The 21,517-nt window shown below is 60.8% G+C and carries 13 protein-coding genes; 6 read left to right on the forward strand and 7 right to left on the reverse strand.

Translation table 11 applies throughout. The annotated features are described in order from the left end of the window. Positions 1-142: 142 nt before the first annotated feature. The 4 genes from ligA to ABIA48_RS05470 form a co-directional block, all read right to left on the reverse strand. Positions 143-2,500, reverse strand: coding sequence for an NAD-dependent DNA ligase LigA (gene ligA / locus ABIA48_RS05455; RefSeq protein ID WP_429487326.1), 2,358 nt, complete (start codon positions 2,498-2,500; stop codon positions 143-145). Positions 2,501-2,710: 210 nt separating this feature from the next. Beyond that, positions 2,711-3,565, reverse strand: coding sequence for a cell division protein ZipA (zipA, locus tag ABIA48_RS05460; RefSeq protein ID WP_429487327.1), 855 nt, complete (start codon positions 3,563-3,565; stop codon positions 2,711-2,713). A 258-nt stretch (positions 3,566-3,823) separates the two neighbouring features. Further along, entirely contained in the window at positions 3,824-7,312 is a 3,489-nt protein-coding gene (gene smc, locus ABIA48_RS05465; protein ID WP_429487328.1) for a chromosome segregation protein SMC, read from the reverse strand. 2 nt (positions 7,313-7,314) lie between these two features. Then, the gene (locus tag ABIA48_RS05470; protein ID WP_429487329.1) at positions 7,315-7,974 is read right to left on the reverse strand and encodes a GntR family transcriptional regulator; all 660 of its coding nucleotides are present in this window, start codon (positions 7,972-7,974) and stop codon (positions 7,315-7,317) included. 267 nt (positions 7,975-8,241) lie between these two features. Here ABIA48_RS05470 and xdhA point away from each other — a divergent pair, with 267 nt between their 5' ends. From xdhA to guaD, 4 genes are all read left to right on the forward strand, one after another. Then, on the forward strand, positions 8,242-9,696 hold the full coding sequence (gene xdhA / locus ABIA48_RS05475; RefSeq protein WP_429487330.1) for a xanthine dehydrogenase small subunit: 1,455 nt from the start codon (positions 8,242-8,244) through the stop codon (positions 9,694-9,696). Then, positions 9,689-12,088 (forward strand): xanthine dehydrogenase molybdopterin binding subunit, encoded by a 2,400-nt coding sequence (gene xdhB / locus ABIA48_RS05480; RefSeq protein WP_429487331.1) that lies wholly within the window; start codon positions 9,689-9,691, stop codon positions 12,086-12,088. Before xdhA ends, xdhB begins: the two co-directional genes overlap by 8 nt. Before the next feature lie 117 nt (positions 12,089-12,205). Continuing rightward, positions 12,206-13,063: a xanthine dehydrogenase accessory protein XdhC gene (gene xdhC, locus ABIA48_RS05485; protein ID WP_429487332.1), complete on the forward strand. Its 858-nt coding sequence runs from the start codon at positions 12,206-12,208 to the stop codon at positions 13,061-13,063. A 7-nt stretch (positions 13,064-13,070) separates the two neighbouring features. Further along, positions 13,071-14,375, forward strand: coding sequence for a guanine deaminase (gene guaD / locus ABIA48_RS05490; RefSeq protein ID WP_429487333.1), 1,305 nt, complete (start codon positions 13,071-13,073; stop codon positions 14,373-14,375). A gap of 162 nt (positions 14,376-14,537) precedes the next feature. Here guaD and ABIA48_RS05495 read toward each other — a convergent pair whose 3' ends face one another. Continuing rightward, positions 14,538-15,302 carry a GntR family transcriptional regulator gene (locus tag ABIA48_RS05495; RefSeq protein ID WP_429487334.1) on the reverse strand — a complete coding sequence of 255 codons (765 nt, stop codon included), beginning with the start codon at positions 15,300-15,302 and terminating at the stop codon, positions 14,538-14,540. A gap of 355 nt (positions 15,303-15,657) precedes the next feature. On the opposite strand from ABIA48_RS05495, the gene ABIA48_RS05500 reads away from it, so the two are divergent. Continuing rightward, positions 15,658-16,851, forward strand: a complete 1,194-nt coding sequence (locus tag ABIA48_RS05500; RefSeq protein ID WP_429487335.1) for a benzoate/H(+) symporter BenE family transporter — start codon at positions 15,658-15,660, stop codon at positions 16,849-16,851. A gap of 51 nt (positions 16,852-16,902) precedes the next feature. Here the strand turns inward: ABIA48_RS05500 and ABIA48_RS05505 are convergent, their stop codons facing one another. Further along, positions 16,903-17,247, reverse strand: coding sequence for a YggL family protein (locus tag ABIA48_RS05505; RefSeq protein WP_007971486.1), 345 nt, complete (start codon positions 17,245-17,247; stop codon positions 16,903-16,905). 233 nt (positions 17,248-17,480) lie between these two features. On the opposite strand from ABIA48_RS05505, the gene dacB reads away from it, so the two are divergent. After that, positions 17,481-18,941, forward strand: a complete 1,461-nt coding sequence (dacB, locus tag ABIA48_RS05510) for a D-alanyl-D-alanine carboxypeptidase/D-alanyl-D-alanine endopeptidase (protein ID WP_429487336.1) — start codon at positions 17,481-17,483, stop codon at positions 18,939-18,941. Positions 18,942-19,080: 139 nt separating this feature from the next. Here the strand turns inward: dacB and ABIA48_RS05515 are convergent, their stop codons facing one another. After that, the gene (locus ABIA48_RS05515; protein WP_429487337.1) at positions 19,081-21,480 is read right to left on the reverse strand and encodes a sensor domain-containing diguanylate cyclase; all 2,400 of its coding nucleotides are present in this window, start codon (positions 21,478-21,480) and stop codon (positions 19,081-19,083) included. Positions 21,481-21,517: the final 37 nt, after the last annotated feature.

Genomic DNA, 21,517 nt, shown 5'->3' on the forward strand with positions numbered 1-21,517 from the left:
GATCATTCCCGTGACGTGATCGTTCCCGCTTTCTGCCGGGGTACTGAAATCGCCTTCGCGAGCAAGCCCGCTCCCACATTTGGCCCCGTTCCGTCAGAGAGAACGCGGTCGAATGTGGGAGCGGGCTTGCTCGCGAATGGCTTCACACCGAAATATCGTGCTCGCGCAGAAACTCTACAAACGCTTCTTCATCCAGCACCTTCAGGCCCAGCTCATTGGCCTTGGTCAACTTGGAGCCCGCGCCGGGCCCGGCCACCACACAGTGAGTCTTGGCCGACACGGAGCCCGCAACCTTGGCCCCCAGGCTTTCGAGTTTTTCCTTGGCGATATCGCGGCTCATCAGCTCCAGCGAGCCGGTCAATACCCAGGTCTGACCAGCCAGCGGCAAGCCTTCGACGACCTTCTTCTCGCTCTGCCAGTGCATACCGAAATCGGCCAGTTGCTGCTCGGCCGCTTCGGCCAATTGGCGATTGGCCTCGACCGCGAAGAACTCACGCACCGAGTTGGCTTGTTTCTCCGGCAGCGCCTGACGCATATCGAGCCAGTCAGCACCGATCACCGCCTGCAGCGAGCCGAACTTGTCTGCCAGCTTCTGTGCCCCGCCCGGACCGACCGATGGAATATGCAGTTTGTCGAGAAAACCACCCAACGTCGTGCTTGCGGCAAACTCGGCCCCCAACTCGCCCTGATCCTGAATCTGCATGCCATGCCTGAGCAAATCAGCGATCACCTGCTGGTTATGTGCATCCTCGAAGAAGCTGTGGATCTCGTGCGCGACTTCCAACCCGACATCCGGCAAATACGTCAGCACCTGCGGCAAGGCCTGCTGCACCCGCTCCAGCGAACCCAGGGAGCGCGCCAGCACCTTGGCCGTCTCCTCGCCGACATCGGGAATCCCGAGGGCGTAGATGAACCGCGCCAGGCCCGGCTTCTTGCTGTCTTCGATGGCGCCGAGCAGGTTCTTGCTCGACAGCTCGGCAAAGCCTTCCAGGTCGACAATTTGCTCGAACGTCAGGGCATACAGGTCGGCCGGCGAACTCACCAGACCTTCGTCGACCAGTTGCTCAACGCTCTTCTCACCCAGGCCTTCGATGTCCATGGCGCGACGGGAAACGAAGTGAATGATGGCCTGCTTGAGTTGCGCGCCACAGGCCAGGCGGCCGACGCAGCGGTACACCGCGCCTTCACTGACCGTCTCGCGGCCCTTGCTGCGCTTGATCAGTTGCGTACGCTCGACATGGGAACCACACACCGGGCATGTCTCTGGAATCTGTACCGGCCGCGCATTCTCAGGGCGGCGCTCCATCACCACTTGCACCACTTGCGGAATCACGTCACCGGCGCGACGAATGATCACCGTGTCGCCGATCATCAAACCCAGGCGCGCCACTTCATCCATGTTGTGCAATGTGGCGTTGGCCACCGTGACACCCGCGACCTTGACCGGCTTCAGACGCGCCACGGGCGTCACCGCACCAGTGCGGCCGACCTGGAATTCCACATCGAGCAGCTCGGTGAGTTCTTCCATCGCCGGGAATTTGTGGGCGATGGCCCAACGCGGCTCACGGGCGCGGAAACCCAGCTCGCGCTGGGAGGCAATACTGTTGACCTTGAACACCACGCCGTCGATTTCATAGGGCAGCGCATTGCGACGCTCACCGATGTCGCGGTAGTAATCCAGACATTCAGCGATACCGTGCGCCAGTTTCAGCTCATGACTGATCGGCATGCCCCAGGCTTTGAGCTGCTGCAAATTGCCGACGTGCGTATCGGCAATGTCCGCCGACACCTGGCCGATACCATAGCAGCAGAACTCCAGCGGACGGTTGGCGGTGATCTTCGAATCGAGCTGCCGCAAACTGCCCGCCGCCGCGTTGCGCGGATTGGCGAAGGTCTTGCCGCCGACCTCCAGTTGCGTGGCGTTGAGCCGCTCGAAACCGGCCTTGGACATGAACACTTCGCCGCGCACCTCCAGCGTCGCCGGCCAACCGGTGCCGTGCAGCTTGAGCGGAATGTTGCGCACGGTGCGCACGTTGACGCTGATGTCTTCGCCGGTCGTGCCGTCGCCGCGCGTGGCGCCGCGTACCAGTACGCCATCCTGATACAGCAGGCTGACCGCCAGGCCATCGAGCTTCGGTTCACAGCTGTATTCGACTGTCGCCCCGCCACCGAACAGGTCGCCGGCCGGCAGGTCCAGGCCTTCGGTCACCCGGCGGTCGAACTCGCGCATGTCGGTTTCTTCGAAGGCGTTGCCGAGGCTGAGCATCGGTACTTCGTGACGCACCTGGGTAAACGCCGACAGCGCCGCACTGCCGACTCGCTGGGTCGGCGAATCGCTGGTGATCAATTCGGGGTTGGCCGCCTCAAGGGCCTTGAGCTCGTTGAACAAGCGATCGTATTCGGCGTCCGGAATGCTCGGCTCGTCCAGCACGTGATAACGATAGTTGTGCTGATCCAGCTCAGCGCGCAGCTCTAAAATACGGTTCTTGGCGGCGGTCATAGGTGTTCTCTCATAAAGCAAAAGAGCAGCCGAGGCTGCTCAATTTTCATATTTTGGCCCAGCAAGGGGCTGCATTCGTGGCGAGGGGGCTTGCCCCCGTTCGGTGGCGAAGCCGCCGCAATGCCGGCGAATTCGATGTCGCGGATGGGGCTGCTTCGCAGCCCAGCGGGGGCAAGCCCCCTCGCCACAGAAGCCTGCCCAGCCATTAGATCAACGTTTCTGGGTCAGTGCACGACGCTCGAATTCCACGATGCGCTGACGGTAATGCTCAATCGTCTGGGCGGTCAGTACGCTGCGCTGGTCGTCCTTCAGTTCGCCGTTAAGCTCCTGGGACAATTTACGCGCCGCGGCCACCATCACGTCGAAGGCTTGCTTCGGATGGCGAGGGCCTGGCAGACCCAGGAAGAAGCTCACTGCCGGAGTGCTGAAGTGGTCGATGTCGTCCAGGTCGAATACGCCAGGCTTGACGGCGTTGGCCATGGAGAACAGCACCTCACCGTTACCCGCCATGCTTTCGTGACGGTGGAAAATATCCATCTCGCCGAAACGCAGGCCGCTTTCCAGAATGTTCTGCAACAGCGCCGGGCCCTTGAAGCCGGCAGCGTCGCGGCAGATCACGCTGATCACCAGCACTTCTTCAGCTTGCGGCTGATCTTTTTCACTGACCGATGGCGAAGACTTGGTGTTATCCGGGAAATCGTCGTCGCGACTGCTGAAGCTCGGGCCGCCGTCCAGATCCAGGCTGAGGTTCATGTCACCCTGGGAAGGCTCGCCGTGGCTACGCTTGCCGCGCTTGGAACCCGACTCGCGAGGCTCGCGGGCCGGCATGCTCACCGACGGCAGATCGTGCTCGTCCAGTTGCGGCTCTTTATGCGTGTCCAGCACACGTGGCGGGCCCAGCAGCTCGGCGCTGCTGTCCTCGTCCGGCAGGCTGGACAGACTTCGATCAAGACGGAACTTCAGTTTTCCCTTGCCGCCGCGCATACGGCGCCAGCCATCGAAAAGAATACCGGCAATGACAATAATGCCGATGACGATCAGCCACTCGCGCAGACCGATTTCCATGTAATCCCGTGCCTCTATAAAAAATGCTGAAAAATAAGGGGTTTACAACCTGTAAACCGCTTTAAAACGTGGCGCCAACTCTATGTTCTGACAGGCGTTTTGCCCACGTATACGAAAAATTGACATTAAACTAGCACGACCAAAGGTAACTTTACACCGTCTACCACGTTGGCTAGCGCGAATATGTCGATTGGCCAGCAAGTCGCAGCCAGTAAAAGAGTCCTACAAACCGTAAACTCCCCTTCCTGCAGCCACGGCTCAGGCGTCCACCATCGCCATCGCCTCCTCGACATCCACTGCCACCAGACGTGAACAGCCGGGTTCGTGCATCGTCACACCCATCAGTTGTTCGGCCATTTCCATGGCGATCTTGTTGTGGGTGATATAGATGAACTGCACTGTCTGCGACATCTCTTTTACCAACCGCGCGTAGCGTCCAACGTTAGCGTCATCCAGCGGCGCGTCAACCTCATCGAGCATGCAGAACGGCGCCGGGTTCAACTTGAAGATCGCAAAAACCAGGGCCAATGCGGTCAGGGCCTTTTCGCCACCGGAGAGCAAATGGATGGTGCTGTTCTTCTTTCCTGGCGGCTGCGCCATGATTGTTACCCCTGTATCGAGTAAATCTTCGCCCGTCAGTTCCAAATAAGCGCGGCCTCCACCGAAAACTTTTGGAAAAAGCGCCTGCAAACCGCCATTGATCTGATCAAAGGTATCCTTGAAACGGTTGCGGGTTTCCTTGTCGATCTTGCGAATCACGTTCTCAAGCGTTTCAAGGGCTTCCACCAGATCGTCGTTCTGCGCATCCAGATACCGTTTACGCTCCGATTGTTGCTGGTATTCATCAATGGCCGCCAGGTTGATCGCCCCCAGGCGCTGAATCCTCGCGGCAATGCGCTCGAGCTCTTCCTCGGCCTCCTTTTCGCTGGCCTCGGCGGTCAACGTCGCGAGTACACCGTGGAGATCGTAGCCGTCTTCCAGCAACTGGTCCTGCAAGGTCTTGCGGCGCACGGTCAGGGCCTGCCATTCCATGCGCTGGGTTTCGAGCTGGCTGCGAATCAACTGCGATTGTTGTTCGGCCTGGCTGCGGCGCTTCTCGGCGTCGCGCAGTTCGCGGTCGGCGTCTTCGAGGGCGATCTGCGCAGTCTTGAGTTCTTCGTCGACGGTCATGCGCTTGTCGAGCAGCTCTTCGAGTTTCAGGCGCAGCTCTTCCAGTGGCGCTTCGCCCTCCTCCAGGTTGAGGCTCAGCTGTTCACGTTTTTCGGTCAGGCGTTCGGACTGCATCTGCAGACGTTCGAGCGCCTGGCGCGTGGAATCGTGCTGTGCCTTGAGCGAGCCCAGACGCACCGCCAACTGATGGGCGTGATCCTTGTGTTGCCGCGCTTCCTGACGCACCCGGTCCAGGCGTTCACGCAAACTGTCGCGCTGTGCCAGCAGCAACTCACGCTGTTCGGTGTCCAGCGCCATGCTGTCGAGGGCTTCCTGCAATTGCAGGCGCGCTTCGCCGATGTGTTCGTGCTCCAGGGCCCGCTGTTCGTCCAGCTCGGTGAGCTCTTCGTCGAGACGTTTGCGGCGCAAGGTCAATTGCTCGGCCTTGGCTTTGCCGGCGGACAATTGAGCTTTCAGTTCACCTTGCTGGCGGGCTTCGTCCTGCAGCAAACGGCGCAAATGTTCGCGACCGTTTTCCTGCTGACGCTGTTGCGCCCTGAGATTCTGCAGTTGGGTTTCCAGGGTTTCGACAGCCGCTTCGCGCTCTTCGCGCTCAAGGCCCAGCTGCTGGATTTCCTGACCCCGGGCGAGCACGCCGCTTTCCGCTTCACTGGCCCGACGCACGCGCAGAAAATGCCGACCGACCCAGTAACCGTCACGACTGATCAGGCTCTGTCCAGCCGCCAGTTGGCCGCGCAAGGCCAAGGCCTGTTCGAGGCTGTCGACCGGTTTGACCTGCCCCAGCCAAGGCGACAGATCGATCTGCGCCTCGACCTTATCCAGCAAGCTGCCCGGCACCCGTAGGCCATCGCTGGCGGGGCTGAGCAAACGCAAATCGCCCTGGGCAAAACCCGACAGGTCGAAATCGTTGAAGTCATCCACCAGTACCGCTTGCAGGTCGGCGCCGAGCACAGTCTCTACCGCCAGCTCCCAACCAGCCTCAACCTTGAGGCCTTCGGCCAAACGAGGGCGATCAGCGAGATTCTGTTCGCGCAGCCATTCGGCGGTGCCGGTGCCCGGATCGAGCGCGGCTTGCTGCAAGGCTTCGAGCGAAGCCAGTCGACCGTTGAGCCGCTGCAAATCGCCCTGGGCCTGTTGTTGCGCCGTCAGCGTTTGCTGTAATTGCTGGCGAAGTTGCTCGAGCTTTTCGACCTGAGCCTCTTCACTGGTCTGCAAATCCTCGAGGGTCGCCTCGGATTCAGCGAGTTGCTCATTGAGCGCCATGATCGCCGCGTCTTCCGGATCCGCCGAGAGCAAGGCGCGCTCTTCGCCAAGACGCTTCTGGCGGTCGGCCAGGCGCTCCAGGCTGGTTTCCAGCTGCTGGATCCGCGATTGCTGCACTTCGGCCTGACGGCGCGGCTCGGCGGCGGTCAGGTTGAACGTATCCCACTGCTCTTGCCAGCCATGCATGGTGGTTTCGGATTCTTCCAGCGCGGCAGCGGCCTCTTCAGCGGCGGCGCTGGTGACTTCCTGCTCCGGGGTGAGCATGTCCAGCTCTTCGCCGAGTGTCAGCAGTAGTGTGCGGTCATGGCCGAGGTGAGACTCGGTTTCCAGGCGCGCGCGCTCGGCTTCTTTCAGGTCGTCCTGCAATTGCCGCAAGCGCTGCTGACCGTGCTGGATGCTCTGCTCGACCCGGGCAATGTCGCCGCCGACCGAGTAGAAGCGCCCCTGCACCAGATTGAAGCGTTCCGACAGGTCGTGGTGCCCGTCACGCAGGCGCTCGATGCTCGCGTCGGCATTGCGCTGTTCGGCCACCAGGGCTTCGAAAGAAACTTCCTGGTTACCGATGATCGCTTCACGCTGGCCGACCTGATCGTTCAGCGCCTGCCAGCGCAGGGCCGACAACTGGGCCTTGAGCTGACGCTCCTCGCCCTTGAATTCCTGATACTTCTTGGCGGCTTCGGCCTGGCGGTGCAAGCGTTCGAGCTGACGTTCAAGCTCTTCGCGCAGGTCAGTCAGGCGCTCAAGGTTTTCGTGGGTACGACGAATGCGGTTTTCGGTCTCGCGCCGGCGTTCCTTGTATTTGGAGATGCCCGCGGCTTCCTCAATAAAGTTGCGCAGGTCTTCGGGCTTGGACTCGATCAGTTTGGAGATCATCCCCTGCTCGATGATCGAGTAGCTGCGCGGGCCAAGGCCGGTGCCGAGGAATATGTCGGTGATATCGCGACGCCGGCACTTGGTGCCGTTGAGGTAATAGGTGGTCTGGCTGTCGCGCGTCACTTTGCGGCGAATGGAAATTTCCGCATAGGCCGCGTACTCACCGAGCAGGGTGCCGTCGGAGTTATCGAACACCAGTTCGATGCTCGCCTGGCTCACCGGTTTGCGGCTGGTAGAGCCGTTGAAGATGACGTCGGTCATCGACTCGCCGCGCAGGTTCTTCGCCGAACTCTCGCCCATCACCCAGCGTACGGCGTCGATGATGTTCGATTTGCCGCAGCCATTGGGCCCGACCACCGCCGCCATGTTACTGGGGAAGTTCACCGTGGTCGGGTCGACAAAGGATTTGAACCCCGCCAGCTTGATGCACTTGAGCCGCACGCTCAGGCGTCCGTCAGGGCAGAAACCACCAGATCGCAACTGCGCTGGGCGTAAGCCGTCAGCACTTCGCGGATCTGCGGAAAGTCACGGGCCAGCACGGCAGCAAGCAAGCGTTCGAACAGCTCGAGGAATTCGCTCATTGACGCTTTGCGCTGGTCCAGCGCGAGGAAATAGGCACGGCTCATGGCCGGCTGCAGATTCTCGACGGTTTCCTGCAAGTACGGGTTGTTGGCGAACGGGTACGCGGCACGCATCACATTGAAGCTGTCGTCGACGAACGTGCGGATGTCCTGACGCTCGTAGCTGGCAGTCAGACGTTGCTGGATCTGCACGAACGGCGCCATGTCGGCCTGGGTTTTCCAGGCGCTGGCCACCGAGTTACCGAGCAGAATATAGAGCTCGCTCATCAGCGTGCACAGGCTCCGCACCTTGTGCGGCGTGAGCTCGGTGACGTGAGCGCCCCGTCGCGGCAGGATCGCGATCAGGTGCCGACGCTCGAGGATCAGCAAGGCCTCGCGAACCGAACCACGGCTAACATTGAGGGCCAGCGTGACCTTCTGTTCCTGGATGCGCTCCCCGGGCTTCATTTCGCCGCGAATGATGCGTTCGGCGAGGTGGGAAGCGATTTGCTCGGCGAGGCTGTCCGGCGCCTTGAACGTCATGGTTGTCCTTCAAACTCTTCGATCTGTACAAGCGGCGCAGTGTAGCGCAATTGCTGCGTCAGGGCGGAGTGCCCGTCCGGTGGTTTTTGGCACGATTCAAGCAAAAAAGCAGGCTATCGAACCAACGACAATAATTAAGGAACAGGTGGTTAATCGACAAAATGCGATTTCCTGACCTTTAAGTCAGAAAATCATTGACCGAAAAGTCAGACCTGCTAAATTCGGTTCCTATCGGTTAACAACAATAATGAGTCTGCGAGGCCTTCCGTGATCCAGTTTTTACTAAACCAGGAACTCCGTAGCGAGCACGCCCTGGACCCGAACCTGACCGTGCTCAATTATCTGCGCGACCATGTGGGCAAACCCGGCACCAAAGAAGGCTGCGCCAGCGGTGACTGCGGCGCCTGCACCGTGGTCGTCGGTGAGTTGCAAACGGATGACGACGGCCGCGAGCACATTCGCTATCGCAGCCTCAACTCGTGCTTGACGTTCGTGTCGTCCCTGCACGGCAAACAACTGATCAGCGTCGAAGACCTCAAGCACAAAGGTGAACTGCACAGCGTGCAGAAAGCCATGGTCGAGTGCCACGGCTCGCAGTGCGGCTTCTGCACCCCCGGCTTCGTGATGTCGCTGTTTGCCCTGCAAAAGAACAGCGATGCACCGGATCATGCCAAGGCCCACGAAGCACTGGCCGGCAATCTCTGCCGTTGCACCGGCTACCGGCCGATCCTGGAAGCCGCCGAGCAGTCCTGCTGCGGCAAGCAACCGGACCAGTTCGACGCCCGCGAGGCCGACACCATCGCGCGCCTGAAAGCCATTGCCCCGACCGATATCGGCGAACTCAACAGCGGCGACAAACGCTGCCTGGTGCCGCTGACCGTGGCCGACCTGGCCGACCTCTACGACGCTTATCCACAGGCCCGCCTGTTGGCCGGCGGTACTGACCTGGCGCTGGAAGTCACGCAGTTCCACCGCACCCTGCCGGTGATGATCTACGTCGGTAACGTCGCCGAGATGAAGCGCATCGAACGTTTTGACGATCGCCTGGAAATCGGCGCCGCTACCGCCCTTTCCGATTGCTATGAGGCGTTGAACGCCGAGTACCCGGACTTCGGTGAATTGCTGCAGCGCTTCGCGTCCTTGCAGATCCGCAACCAGGGCACCCTCGGCGGCAACATCGGCAACGCCTCGCCGATTGGTGACTCGCCGCCCCTGCTGATCGCCCTCGGCGCGCAAATCGTGCTGTGCAAAGGCGAAACCCGCCGCACTCTGGCGCTGGAAGATTACTTCATCGATTACCGCGTCACTGCGCGTCAGGAAAGCGAGTTCATCGAGAAGATCATCGTGCCCCGCGCCAGCGTCGAAAAACTGTTCCGCGCCTACAAAGTCTCCAAGCGCCTCGACGATGACATCTCGGCAGTGTGCGCCGCCTTCAACATTCGCCTGGAAAACGGCGTGGTCGCTGAAGCCCGCGTCGCTTTCGGCGGCATGGCCGCGATCCCGAAACGCGCCGCTGCCTGCGAAGCCGCGCTGCTCGGCTCGCCATTCAATAATGCCACCGTTGAACGCGCCTGCGCCGCCCTGGGCGAAGACTTCACACCGCTCTCGGACTTCCGCGCCAGCAAGGAATATCGCCTGCTCAGCGCGCAGAACCTGCTGCGCAAATACTTCATCGAACTGCAAACACCGCACATCGAGACTCGGGTGACCGCTTATGTCTAATCATCACGCCGTAGAGAAGACCCAAGCCGAATTGGCTGAACTGTTCGCCAAGGACCTGACCACCGGTGTCGGCCGCGCCGTCAAGCACGACAGCGCCGCCAAGCATGTGGCCGGTGAAGCGCAGTACATCGACGATCGCCTGGAATTCCCGAACCAGTTGCACGTTTACGCCCGCATGTCAGACCGCGCCCATGCCCGCATCATCAGCATCGACACCTCGCCCTGCTACGCCTTCGAAGGCGTGCGCATCGCCATCACCCACGAAGACGTGCCGGGCCTGAAGGACATCGGTCCGTTGTTGCCGGGCGATCCGCTGCTGGCCATCGACACGGTGCAGTTCGTCGGTCAACCGGTGGTCGCCGTAGCCGCGAAAGATCTGGAGACCGCACGCAAGGCAGCGATGGCCGCGATCATCGAATACGAAGATCTCGAACCGGTGCTGGATGTGGTCGAAGCCCTGCGCAAACGCCACTTCGTACTCGACAGCCATACCCACAAACGCGGCGACTCGGCCACGGCGCTGGCCACCGCCGAGCATCGCATCCAGGGCACGCTGCACATCGGCGGCCAGGAACACTTCTACCTGGAAACCCAGATCTCTTCGGTGATGCCGACCGAAGACGGCGGCATGATCGTCTACTGCTCCACGCAGAACCCCACCGAAGTACAGAAACTGGTGGCCGAAGTGCTGGACGTGTCGATGAACAAGATCGTCGTCGACATGCGTCGCATGGGCGGTGGCTTCGGCGGCAAGGAAACCCAGGCAGCGAGCCCGGCGTGCCTGTGCGCGGTGATCGCGCACCTCACCGGCCAGCCGACCAAGATGCGTCTGCCACGGGTCGAAGACATGCTGATGACCGGCAAGCGTCACCCGTTCTATGTCGAGTACGACGTCGGCTTCGACAGCACCGGTCGCCTGCACGGAATCAATCTGGAACTGGCCGGCAACTGCGGTTGCTCGCCTGACCTGTCGGCATCGATCGTCGACCGTGCGATGTTCCACTCGGACAACTCGTACTACCTGGGCGATGCGACCATCAACGGTCACCGCTGCAAGACCAACACTGCGTCGAACACCGCCTACCGTGGTTTCGGCGGCCCGCAAGGCATGGTCGCGATCGAAGAAGTGATGGACGCCATCGCCCGTCACCTGGCCCTTGATCCGCTGGCGGTGCGCAAAGCCAACTACTACGGCAAGACCGAGCGCAACGTCACTCACTACTACCAGACCGTCGAGCACAACATGCTCGAGGAAATGACCGCCGAACTGGAAGAAAGCAGCCAGTACCATGAGCGCCGCGAAGCGATCCGTCGCTATAACGCCAACAGCCCGATCCTGAAAAAAGGCCTGGCACTGACCCCGGTGAAATTCGGCATTTCCTTCACCGCCAGCTTCCTCAACCAGGCCGGTGCCCTGGTGCACGTCTACACCGACGGCAGCATCCACCTGAACCACGGCGGCACCGAAATGGGCCAGGGCCTGAACACCAAGGTCGCGCAGGTCGTGGCCGAAGTGTTCCAGGTGGAAATGGACCGCGTACAGATCACCGCGACCAACACCGACAAGGTGCCGAACACCTCGCCGACCGCGGCGTCCAGCGGTGCCGACCTGAACGGTAAAGCTGCGCAGAACGCCGCGGAAACCATCAAGAAACGCCTGGTGGAATTCGCCGCTCGCCAGTACAAAGTCAGCGAAGAGGACGTGGAATTCCACAACGGCCACGTGCGGGTCCGCGATCACATCCTGACTTTCGAAGCATTGATCCAGCAGGCGTATTTCGCCCAGGTGTCGCTGTCGAGCACCGGGTTCTACAAGACCCCGAAAATCTACTACGACCGCAGCCAGGCCCGTGGCCGTCCGTTCTACTACTTCGCCTTTGGCGCAGCGTGCTGCGAAGTGCTGGTCGACACCCTGACCGGCGAATACAAGATGCTGCGCACCGACATCCTCCACGACGTCGGCGCCTCGCTGAACCCGGCCATCGACATCGGCCAGGTCGAGGGCGGTTTCATCCAGGGCATGGGCTGGCTGACCATGGAAGAGCTGGTGTGGAACAACAAGGGCAAGCTGATGACCAACGGCCCGGCCAGCTACAAGATCCCGACCGTGGCGGACATGCCGCTGGACCTGCGGGTGAAGCTGGTGGAAAACCGCAAGAACCCGGAAGACACGGTGTTCCATTCCAAGGCCGTGGGCGAGCCGCCGTTCATGCTCGGCATTGCGTCTTGGTGTGCGATCAAGGACGCCGTGGCGAGCCTGGGCGATTACAAGCATCAACCGAAAATCGACGCACCGGCGACCCCGGAGCGGGTGTTGTGGGGCTGTGAGCAGATGCGCCAGCTGAAGGCGGCGAAGGCTGTCGAGGCTGAAACCGAGTTGGCTTCGCTTTAAGACCGAGGTGCGGCCTTCGCGAGCAAGCCCGCTCCCACATTGAAATGCATTCCAAATGTGGGAGCGGGCTTGCTCGCGAAGAGGCCGGTACAGACAACAGAGATGTTGAGGTGAAACATGTACAACTGGATCGACGCCCTCGCCGACCTGCAAAACCGGGGTGAGCCCTGCGTGCTGGTGACCATTATCGAAGAGCTCGGCTCTACGCCGCGCAATGCCGGTTCGAAGATGGTCATCAGCGCGAACCAGGCCTTCGACACCATCGGTGGCGGGCACCTGGAATACAAGGCCATGAAGATCGCCCGCGAGATGCTGACCAGCGGCAAGCAGGACACTCATCTGGAGCGTTTCAGCCTCGGCGCCAGCCTCGGCCAGTGCTGCGGCGGTGCCACCGTTCTGTTGTTCGAACCGATGGGCCAAGTGCAGGCGCAGATCGCCGTGTTCGGTGCCGGCCACGTCGGCCGCGCCCTGGTGCCGCTGCTGGCCAGCCTGCCTTGCCGGGTACGCTGGATCGACTCGCGGGAAGAGGAATTCCCCGAACAGATCCCCCACGGCGTGCGCAAGATCGTCAGCGAAGAACCGGTGGATGAAATCGATGACCTGCCCGCCGGCAGCTATTGCATCGTGATGACCCACAACCACCAGCTCGACCTCGAACTGACCGCTGCGATCCTCAAGCGCAATGACTTCGCCTACTTCGGACTGATCGGTTCGAAGACCAAACGGGTGAAGTTCGAACACCGCTTGCGCGACCGCGGTTTCGACAACAGCGTCGTGCAACGCATGCGCTGCCCGATGGGCATCGGCGAAGTCAAAGGCAAGCTGCCTGTGGAAATCGCCATCTCCATCGCCGGCGAGATCATCGCCACCTATAACGCGAACTTCGGCCAGCACACCGCCAGCGCCGGATCGATTGCCAAACTGCTGCCTGCGTCACGCCGCAGCCAAACCGCAAACTTGAAAGCCTCGAACTGAGAATCTCATGCCTTTGACTCGCAAAGCTTACCGCGCCGCCATCCTGCACAGCATCGCCGACCCAGCCGAAGTCGGTATCGAAGCCTCCTACGAGTATTTCGAAGACGGTTTGCTGGTGGTCGATAACGGCCAGATCAGCGCCCTCGGCCACGCCAGCGAATTGCTGCCGACCCTGCCGGCGGACATCGATGTCACCCACTATCAGGATGCGCTGATCACTCCGGGCTTCATCGACACCCACATCCACTTGCCACAAACCGGCATGGTCGGCGCCTATGGCGAGCAATTGCTGGACTGGCTCAACACCTACACCTTCCCGTGCGAAAGCCAGTTCGCCGACAAGGCCCACGCTGACGAAGTCGCGGACATTTTCATCAAAGAACTGCTGCGCAATGGCACCACCACCGCACTGGTGTTCGGCAGCGTGCACCCGCAATCGGTGAACTCGTTCTTCGAAGCGGCCCGGCAGCTCGACCTGCGGATGATCGCCGGCAAGGTGATGATGGACCGCAATGCCCCGGACTACCTGACCGACACCGCCGAATCCAGCTACGTGGAAAGCAAGGCATTGATCGAGCGCTGGCACGGCAAGGGTCGCCTGCACTACGCCGTCACCCCACGCTTCGCGCCGACCAGCACCCCGGAACAACTGACCCTGGCCGGCCAGTTGCTCAGCGAGTTCCCTGACCTGTACATGCAGACCCACATCAGCGAAAACCTCAAGGAAATCGAGTGGGTCAAGGCGTTGTTCCCGGAGCGTAAAGGCTACCTGGACGTTTACGATCACTACCAGTTGCTCGGCGAGCGCTCGGTGTTCGCCCACGGCGTGCACCTGTGTGATGAAGAGTGCGCACGACTGGCAGAAACCGGTTCGGCCATCTCGTTCTGCCCGACCTCGAACTTCTTCCTCGGCAGCGGTCTGTTCAACCTGCCGATGGCCGAGAAGCACAAACTCAATGTCGGCATCGGCACCGATGTCGGCGGTGGCACCAGTTTCTCGCTGCTGCAAACCCTTAACGAAGCCTATAAGGTGATGCAGCTGCAGGGTGCGCGCCTGAGCCCGTTCAAGTCGCTGTACCTGGCGACGCTTGGCGGCGCCCGTGCGCTGCGCCTGGAAGACAAGATCGGCACCCTGCAACCGGGCACCGACGCCGACTTCCTCGTGCTGGACTACAACGCCACGCCGCTGCTGGGCTATCGCCTGAAACAGGCCAATAACATCGCCGAGACGTTGTTTGTGTTGATGACGCTGGGGGATGACCGGACGGTGCTGCAGACGTATGCGGCAGGCAATCTGGTGCATCAGCGCTAAATTTCTCCGGGCATAAAAAATCCCCCGCCGCTTTTCAGCCCGGGGGATTTTTTGTGTCTTCAAGGCCGCCTTCGCGAGCAAGCCCGCTCCCACAGGGGATTTGTGAACAGCACAGATCAAATGTGGGAGCGGGCTTGCTCGCGAATCAGGCGACGCGATCTATCAGATTTTCGCTGGCGAACGCCCGGGCTTTTTGGTCTGCAGCAAATGCGAGAACACCGCATGCAGATCATCCGAAGCACTTTCCTCGTCGAGGTTGAGCTTGCTGTCGATGTGATCCATGTGGTGCATCATCAGGTTCACTGCCAACTCACCGTTCCGCGCCTCGATGGCATCGATCAGCTGGGTATGCTCGTCGTAGGAGCAATGGGATCGGTTGCCGCTTTCGTACTGGGCGATGATCAGCGAAGTCTGCGACACCAGGCTGCGCTGGAAGCTGATCAGCGGCGCGTTCTTCGCCGCTTCGGCCAGTTTCAGATGGAATTCACCCGACAGGCGGATACCGGCACCGCGATCGCCACGGGAGAAGCTGTCGCGCTCATCGTTGACCATCTGCCGCAATTCGGCAATTTGCTCGGCAGTGGCGTGCACGACAGCCAGTTCTGTGATGGCGCGCTCCACCAGGCGCCGGGCCATGAACACTTGACGGGCCTCTTCAACGCTCGGGCTGGCAACCACGGCGCCACGATTCGGACGCAGCAGCACCACGCCTTCATGGGCCAGGCGCGACAAGGCGCGGCGAATGATGGTGCGGCTGACCCCGAAAATTTCCCCCAGCGCTTCTTCGCTCAACTTGGTGCCGGGCGCCAGACGCTGCTCGAGGATGGCCTCGAAGATATGTGCGTAGACAATATCGTCCTGAGTACCGCTACGGCCGGCTTTGCCTGCTCGCGGTTGTTTCTTTAGGGGTTGCAACTGTTCGTTCATGGGCACTCGAGTCGGAAAAACTGCGGCGAATTGACGGTGACTGTAATACGGCACAGTGGGTCGCTGGCAAGTATCGCGTAAAAAACACCGCGATTGTACACAATGGATGGTGGCAACACGACTGTACGGCTGAAAGTCGCCTCGGCTGTATCGCAACGCCTGATTACTTTTGAGTTTAGGCTTGTTCGCAGAATCCGCCTTTTTGGCACGCTCCCTGTGGGAGCGGGCTTGCTCGCGAATGCGGCGGCACATTCAACATCAATGTGACTGACAAACCGCTTTCGCGAGCAAGCCCGCTCCCACAGGGTTCAGCGTTGCAGCAGACATCTTCTTCTGTATAAGGAACACCACCGTCATGAACGACGCCACGCACGCGCAGCTCCGCCCTTTGGCCGACACCTCGCCCTCGGCCATCGTCGCCGGGTTCATCGCCATGATGACCGGCTACACCAGCTCCCTGGTGCTGATGTTTCAGGCCGGGCAAGCGGCGGGCCTGAGCAGCGGGCAGATTTCTTCGTGGATCTGGGCGATCTCGATCGGCATGGCGGTGTGCTCCATTGGCCTGTCCCTGCGCTATCGCACGCCGATCACCATTGCCTGGTCGACCCCCGGCGCCGCGCTGCTGATCACCAGCCTGGGCGGCGTGAGCTACGGCGAAGCCATTGGTGCCTATATGACCTGCGCGGTGCTGGTAACGATTTGCGGGCTGACCGGCAGCTTCGAACGGCTGATGAAAAAGATTCCGGCATCCTTGGCCGCCGCCTTGCTGGCAGGGATCCTGTTCAAGATCGGCAGCGAGATTTTCGTTGCCGCGCAACACCGCACCGCCCTGGTACTGGGTATGTTTGTCACTTACCTGGTGGTCAAGCGCCTGTCGCCGCGCTATGCGGTGTTGGCTGCATTGCTGGTCGGCACGGCATTGTCAGGGTTCATGGGGCTGCTGGACTTCAGCGGTTTTCACCTGGAAGTGGCTACACCGGTCTGGACCACGCCGCAGTTCTCCCTGGCGGCGACCATCAGCATCGGTATTCCGCTGTTTGTCGTCGCCATGACCTCACAAAACATGCCCGGCATCGCCGTATTGCGCGCCGATGGCTACACGGTGCCTGCCTCACCACTGATCACCACCACCGGCATCGCCAGTTTGCTGCTGGCACCGTTCGGCTCCCACGGGATCAATCTGGCGGCGATCAGCGCGGCGATCTGCACCGGGCCGCATGCCCACGAGGATCGTAACAAGCGCTACACCGCCGCCGTCTGGTGCGGAATTTTCTATGGGATCGCCGGCGTGTTCGGCGCGACGCTCGCGGCATTGTTCGCTGCGCTGCCCAAGGAACTGGTGCTGTCGATTGCTGCACTGGCGCTGTTCGGCTCAATCATCAATGGCTTGAGCATCGCCATGAGCGAGGTGAAGGAACGTGAAGCGGCGCTGATCACCTTCATGGTCACGGCATCGGGGCTGACGCTGTTTTCCATCGGTTCGGCGTTCTGGGGAATTGTGGCGGGGGTTCTAACGATGGTGATTCTGAACTGGCGTAAAAGCTTTTGATCTTCGCAAAAAAAAAACGGCGACCCTTGGGTCGCCGTTTTTTTCAGAACATCAAGCTACCGGATTGATCGGCTTTTCCGGGTACCAGACGTCCAGCAGCGGGCTGACTTCAACGCTGGTCAGCTCGGTGCGGCCCTTGAGCCAGGCTTCAACGGCAGCGCGCTGTTCAGCGCTGACCGAGCCACGCTTCTGCAGGCAAACCAGACCGTAGTCGTCGCCGCCAACATAGCCCAGGCCGTTGGCTTCCATGGCTTCTTTGAGGAACGCATCGAGGAAAGCATCAATGGCTTCATCAGCCAAATCTTCTTTGAAATCCAGGTTCAGTTCGAAACCCAGCTCTTGAAATTCATCGACGCACAGTTTTTTGCGCAGACGCTGGGAACGGTTAGTCGCCATTGGAACAATCCTCTTAAGTAATAACGGGCGGCACTTTAGCAGTTTAAGCCGCCGATTGCCTGACTCTCTGGGCCACCACGCCTACCGTCGGTAAAAAAATAGCCGATCAGACAGCCCTCGCACGGCACAAGCCGTAGCACCTTGGGGCATAATGCCGACACTTTCATGACCATTGAGGGAATTTATCTCCATGCCCTCGTCTTTTTCCCCTCGACTGTAGGGTTTTATTTCAGATGATCAAATCTTTGCGTCCATTGCTGTTGGCCGGTTTCCTTCTCCCCCTGGCCCTCTCCGTTTCCGCTGCCCAGATCAATACTGCGTTGTCGCCCAACGTTGAAAAAGCCCTGAAAGCCAGCAAGTTGCAGGACAACGCCTTGTCGCTGGTGATGATCCCGCTCACCGGCCCCGGCACCCCGACGGTGTTCAACGCCGACGTGTCGGTCAACCCGGCGTCGACCATGAAACTGGTCACCACCTACGCGGCGCTGGAAATGCTCGGCCCGAACCACCAGTGGAAAACCGAGTTCTACACCGACGGCACCCTCAGTGGCGGCATTCTCAACGGCAACCTCTACCTCAAGGGTGGCGGCGATCCGAAGCTGAACATGGAAAAACTCTGGCTGTTGATGCGCGACCTGCGCGCCAACGGTGTCACTCAGGTCACCGGCGACCTGGTGCTGGATAAAACCTTCTTCGTGCAACCGCAACTGCCGGAGTTCAATGACGACGGCAATGACGATAACAAGCCGTTCCTGGTCAAGCCCGACTCGCTGCTGGTCAACCTCAAGGCGCTGCGCTTCGTTGCGCGCAATGACTCGGGCAAAGTACTGGTCTCGGTGGAACCGCCGATTGCGAGCATCCGCATCGACAATCAGGTCAAGGCCCTCAATTCCAAACAATGCACCGGTGGCGTGCGTTACAACCCGGTGGCGCAAGCCGATGGCAGCGTGACCGTGACGGTCGGCGGTCAATTGGGTGAAGGCTGCAGCTCGCAGACTTACCTGTCGCTGCTCGACCACGCGACCTACACCGCCGGCGCCGTTCGCGCGATCTGGAAAGAACTGGGCGGCAGCATTCAGGGCAAGGATGTGCTGGCGCCAACACCCAAAGAGGCCAAGGTCCTGGCCCGGGCATTCTCCCCGGACCTGGCGGAAATCATCCGCGACATCAACAAATACAGTAACAACACCATGGCCCAGCAGTTGTTCCTGAGCCTTGGCCAACGCTTTCGCACCGATGCCGATGGTGACGACGCCAAGGCCGCCCAGCGTGTCGTGCGCCAGTGGCTGGCGAAAAAGGGCATCACCGCGCCGCATCTGGTGATGGAGAACGGCTCCGGCCTGTCCCGTTCCGAGCGCGTCAGCGCCCGGGAAATGGCCTCGATGCTCGAAGCGGCATGGCACAGCCCGTATGCCGCCGAGTACATCAGTTCGATGCCGATTGCCGGCACCGACGGCACCATGCGCAAACGCCTGAAGACCACGGCGATGCGCGGCGAAGCCCACGTCAAGACCGGCACCCTGAACACCGTGCGGGCGATTGCCGGTTTCAGTCGCGACATCAACGGCAACACCTGGGCGGTGGTGGCGATCCTCAACGACAAGGCCCCATTCGGCGCTTCTTCGGTGCTTGATCAGGTGCTGCTGGACCTGTACCGCCAACAGAAACTGCCGCAGACGGCTTCGGTGTTGTAACCCGCCCCCTGAGAACCACAGAGATCCACTGTGGGAGCGAGCTTGCTCGCGATGGCGGCCTGACAGTCAACAATGATGTTGAATGTTATGGCCTCATCGCGAGCAAGCTCGCTCCCACAGGGTCAATGGATAGCCCGGGTTAATTCATTTCCGCCTCAACCCGATCCCTTCCTGCCTGCTTCGCCGCATAAACCCCTGAATCCGCGCGCAACAGCAAGGCATCGGCGCCCTCCCCGGCCCGCCAACTGGCAATCCCGAAACTGGCGGTAATCGTACCGACACCGTCTATGGGTGAACTGCGCAAGCCTTGCCACAATTGCTGGGCCAACATATGGGCATGTTCGCCGTTGATATCCGGGCACAGCACCATGAACTCCTCTCCGCCCAAGCGGCAGAACACATCGGTGCGGCGCAGCCGGTGGCCAATCCGTTCACACACGGCCTGCAACACCCGGTCACCGATGGCATGCCCATGCAGGTCATTGATGCGCTTGAAATGGTCGATATCGAGCATGATCACCGACAGATCCCCACCGCCGCGCTCCACCCGGGCCATTTCGGTGGTCAGGCGCTCCTGGAAATAACGCCGGTTGTGGATACCGGTCAGTGCATCGGTGACCGACAACGCGCGCAGTTCCTCTTCCACCCGCTTCATATCGGAAATGTCCGAGATGTAGCCGTGCCACAGCACGCCGCCACCGGGTAGCTCCTCCGGCGTGGCTTCGCCGCGAACCCAACGCAAACCACGTTGCGGCAGTTGCACGCGGTATTCCTCGCGCCAGGGGCTGAGGGTGTCGGCCGAAGCACGGATCGAGGCGCGGACACGGGCAGAGTCTTGAGGGTGAATCCGGGTGAAAATCGCTTCGGCATTGAACAGCAACACATCGGGTTCGAGCTCGTAGATCTCGCGAATACCGTCGCTGGCGTAGATCACGCTGAAACGCCCGTCGAACTCCATCTTGAACTGATAGATGCCACCGGGCACATGGGCGCTGAGTTTCTTCAACAGCAGGTCCCGCGCCGCGAGTGCTTCGTGGACCCGTTTGCGTTCGGTGATGTCGATGCACACCGCCAGGTGCCCGACCCACAGGCCTTGCTCGTCGAGCACTGGCGTGGCGAGCATGTTGACCATCAAATGGCTGCCCTCGCCGCGCACCAGCGTCCATTCCCGCGCCTCGTGACCGCCCTCCACGTCACCTTCGACCAGCATCGCGTGGCAGGTCGGCACCGGTTTGCCATAGCGTGTGCTCAACTCTGCCGAGCGAGCGACCAGTTCCCGGGGCAGGTGCAGGCTCTCCAGCGTCATATGGCCGACCACTTCGGCGCTGGTGTAGCCAAGCATTTGCTCGGCGCCGGCGTTGAAGGTGCTGATGACGCCGCGCAGGTCGGTGGCGATGATCGCAACCTGGGTGGCGGCATTCAGCACGCCACGCAACTGACCATGGGTACCGCGCAGCTCCTGCTCCCGATCGCGCAGCTCCCGGGTTCGTTGCTCGACCAGTTTCAGCGCGCGCTGACGCTGACTGACCAACACATACAGCAAGGCACTGAGCAACACGCTGAGCAATCCACCCAACACCACCAGGCTGGTCACCGAGGAATGGTTGGCCTGCAAGAACGCGTCGCTGGGCTGGATATCGACTTGATAGTCATGGTCGGCCATGCGCAACAGGCGAGTGGCGGACAACTCGCTGATGGCCGGCGGGTTGGGCGACTCGAACAGCACTTCGTGCTGGTCGCTGGTCGACAAATCGAGGATGCGCACCGAGAGATAATCACGGCTCGCGTCCGGCAGTCCGTCGGCCAGCAACTGGCGCATGCTGATCACGGCCATCACATAACCGAAGGGCTTCGTGGCTTTGCCGCTCTGACTGTTGCGCTGCATGACCGGTGCGACCAGCAGCACGCCTCGCGCATAAGCCGGCTCGATGCTCACCAGATGCATCGGTTGCGACACCGCCATGTCGCCATGCTGATCGACCCGATCGAGCGTGGCACGACGCAAGGGCTGGGCCAGCAAGTCGTAACCGAGGGGCGAGCCGAGTTTGCTTTGCGTCTGGCTATACAGCACCACGACGTACTCATCTCGCTCGCCAGCCAGTTGCAGTTGGCCGGCGGCGTTGAGCTCTCTCAGGGTGAAGCCGCTCAAGCCGTCGTCGCGCACTCGTTGCTCGAATGCCGCCCGCTGGTCACGAGTGACCCGTTCGGCATAGGAATAAGCCTGGGTTCGTAGCAGCAAAGGCCGGGTGTAACCATCGAATTCCGCTCGGGAAACCGAATTGGAATTGGCGAAAAACCGGCGCAGGCCATCGAGGCGTTGTTCCTGATCTTCGAAACGCTCTTCGATACGGCTGTAACGTTCACTGGCCAGCAGTTGGAAACGTTGCCGCAATTGATGGTGGAACAGATTCAGCGTCGACCACGCCAGCAATCCGGTGAGCACCCCGCCGACAAGCAATACCAGCAGCGCGACCAGCCAGGCCGAGACATCTTCACGAATAAAACCCAGGATCTTTGGGCGCACGGCGTGCAACGACATAAAACACAAACTCAAAACGCCAAGTGCGGAGAAACCC

This window comes from Pseudomonas sp. S30_BP2TU TE3576 (assembly GCF_050436025.1).
In the GTDB taxonomy this organism is placed as follows: Bacteria; Pseudomonadota; Gammaproteobacteria; order Pseudomonadales; family Pseudomonadaceae; genus Aquipseudomonas.

Bases quoted from the DNA above. Each gene is read 5' to 3' on its own strand.
- dacB (WP_429487336.1), top strand. From the start codon at position 17,481: ATGATCAAATCTTTGCGTCCATTGCTGTTGGCCGGTTTCCTTCTCCCC.
- zipA (WP_429487327.1), bottom strand. From the start codon at position 3,565: ATGGAAATCGGTCTGCGCGAGTGGCTGATCGTCATCGGCATTATTGTC.
- xdhB (WP_429487331.1), top strand. From the start codon at position 9,689: ATGTCTAATCATCACGCCGTAGAGAAGACCCAAGCCGAATTGGCTGAA.
- ABIA48_RS05500 (WP_429487335.1), top strand. From the start codon at position 15,658: ATGAACGACGCCACGCACGCGCAGCTCCGCCCTTTGGCCGACACCTCG.
- ABIA48_RS05505 (WP_007971486.1), bottom strand. From the start codon at position 17,247: ATGGCGACTAACCGTTCCCAGCGTCTGCGCAAAAAACTGTGCGTCGAT.
- guaD (WP_429487333.1), top strand. From the start codon at position 13,071: ATGCCTTTGACTCGCAAAGCTTACCGCGCCGCCATCCTGCACAGCATC.
- ABIA48_RS05495 (WP_429487334.1), bottom strand. From the start codon at position 15,302: ATGAACGAACAGTTGCAACCCCTAAAGAAACAACCGCGAGCAGGCAAA.
- ABIA48_RS05470 (WP_429487329.1), bottom strand. From the start codon at position 7,974: ATGACGTTCAAGGCGCCGGACAGCCTCGCCGAGCAAATCGCTTCCCAC.
- ABIA48_RS05515 (WP_429487337.1), bottom strand. From the start codon at position 21,480: ATGTCGTTGCACGCCGTGCGCCCAAAGATCCTGGGTTTTATTCGTGAA.
- xdhC (WP_429487332.1), top strand. From the start codon at position 12,206: ATGTACAACTGGATCGACGCCCTCGCCGACCTGCAAAACCGGGGTGAG.
- ligA (WP_429487326.1), bottom strand. From the start codon at position 2,500: ATGACCGCCGCCAAGAACCGTATTTTAGAGCTGCGCGCTGAGCTGGAT.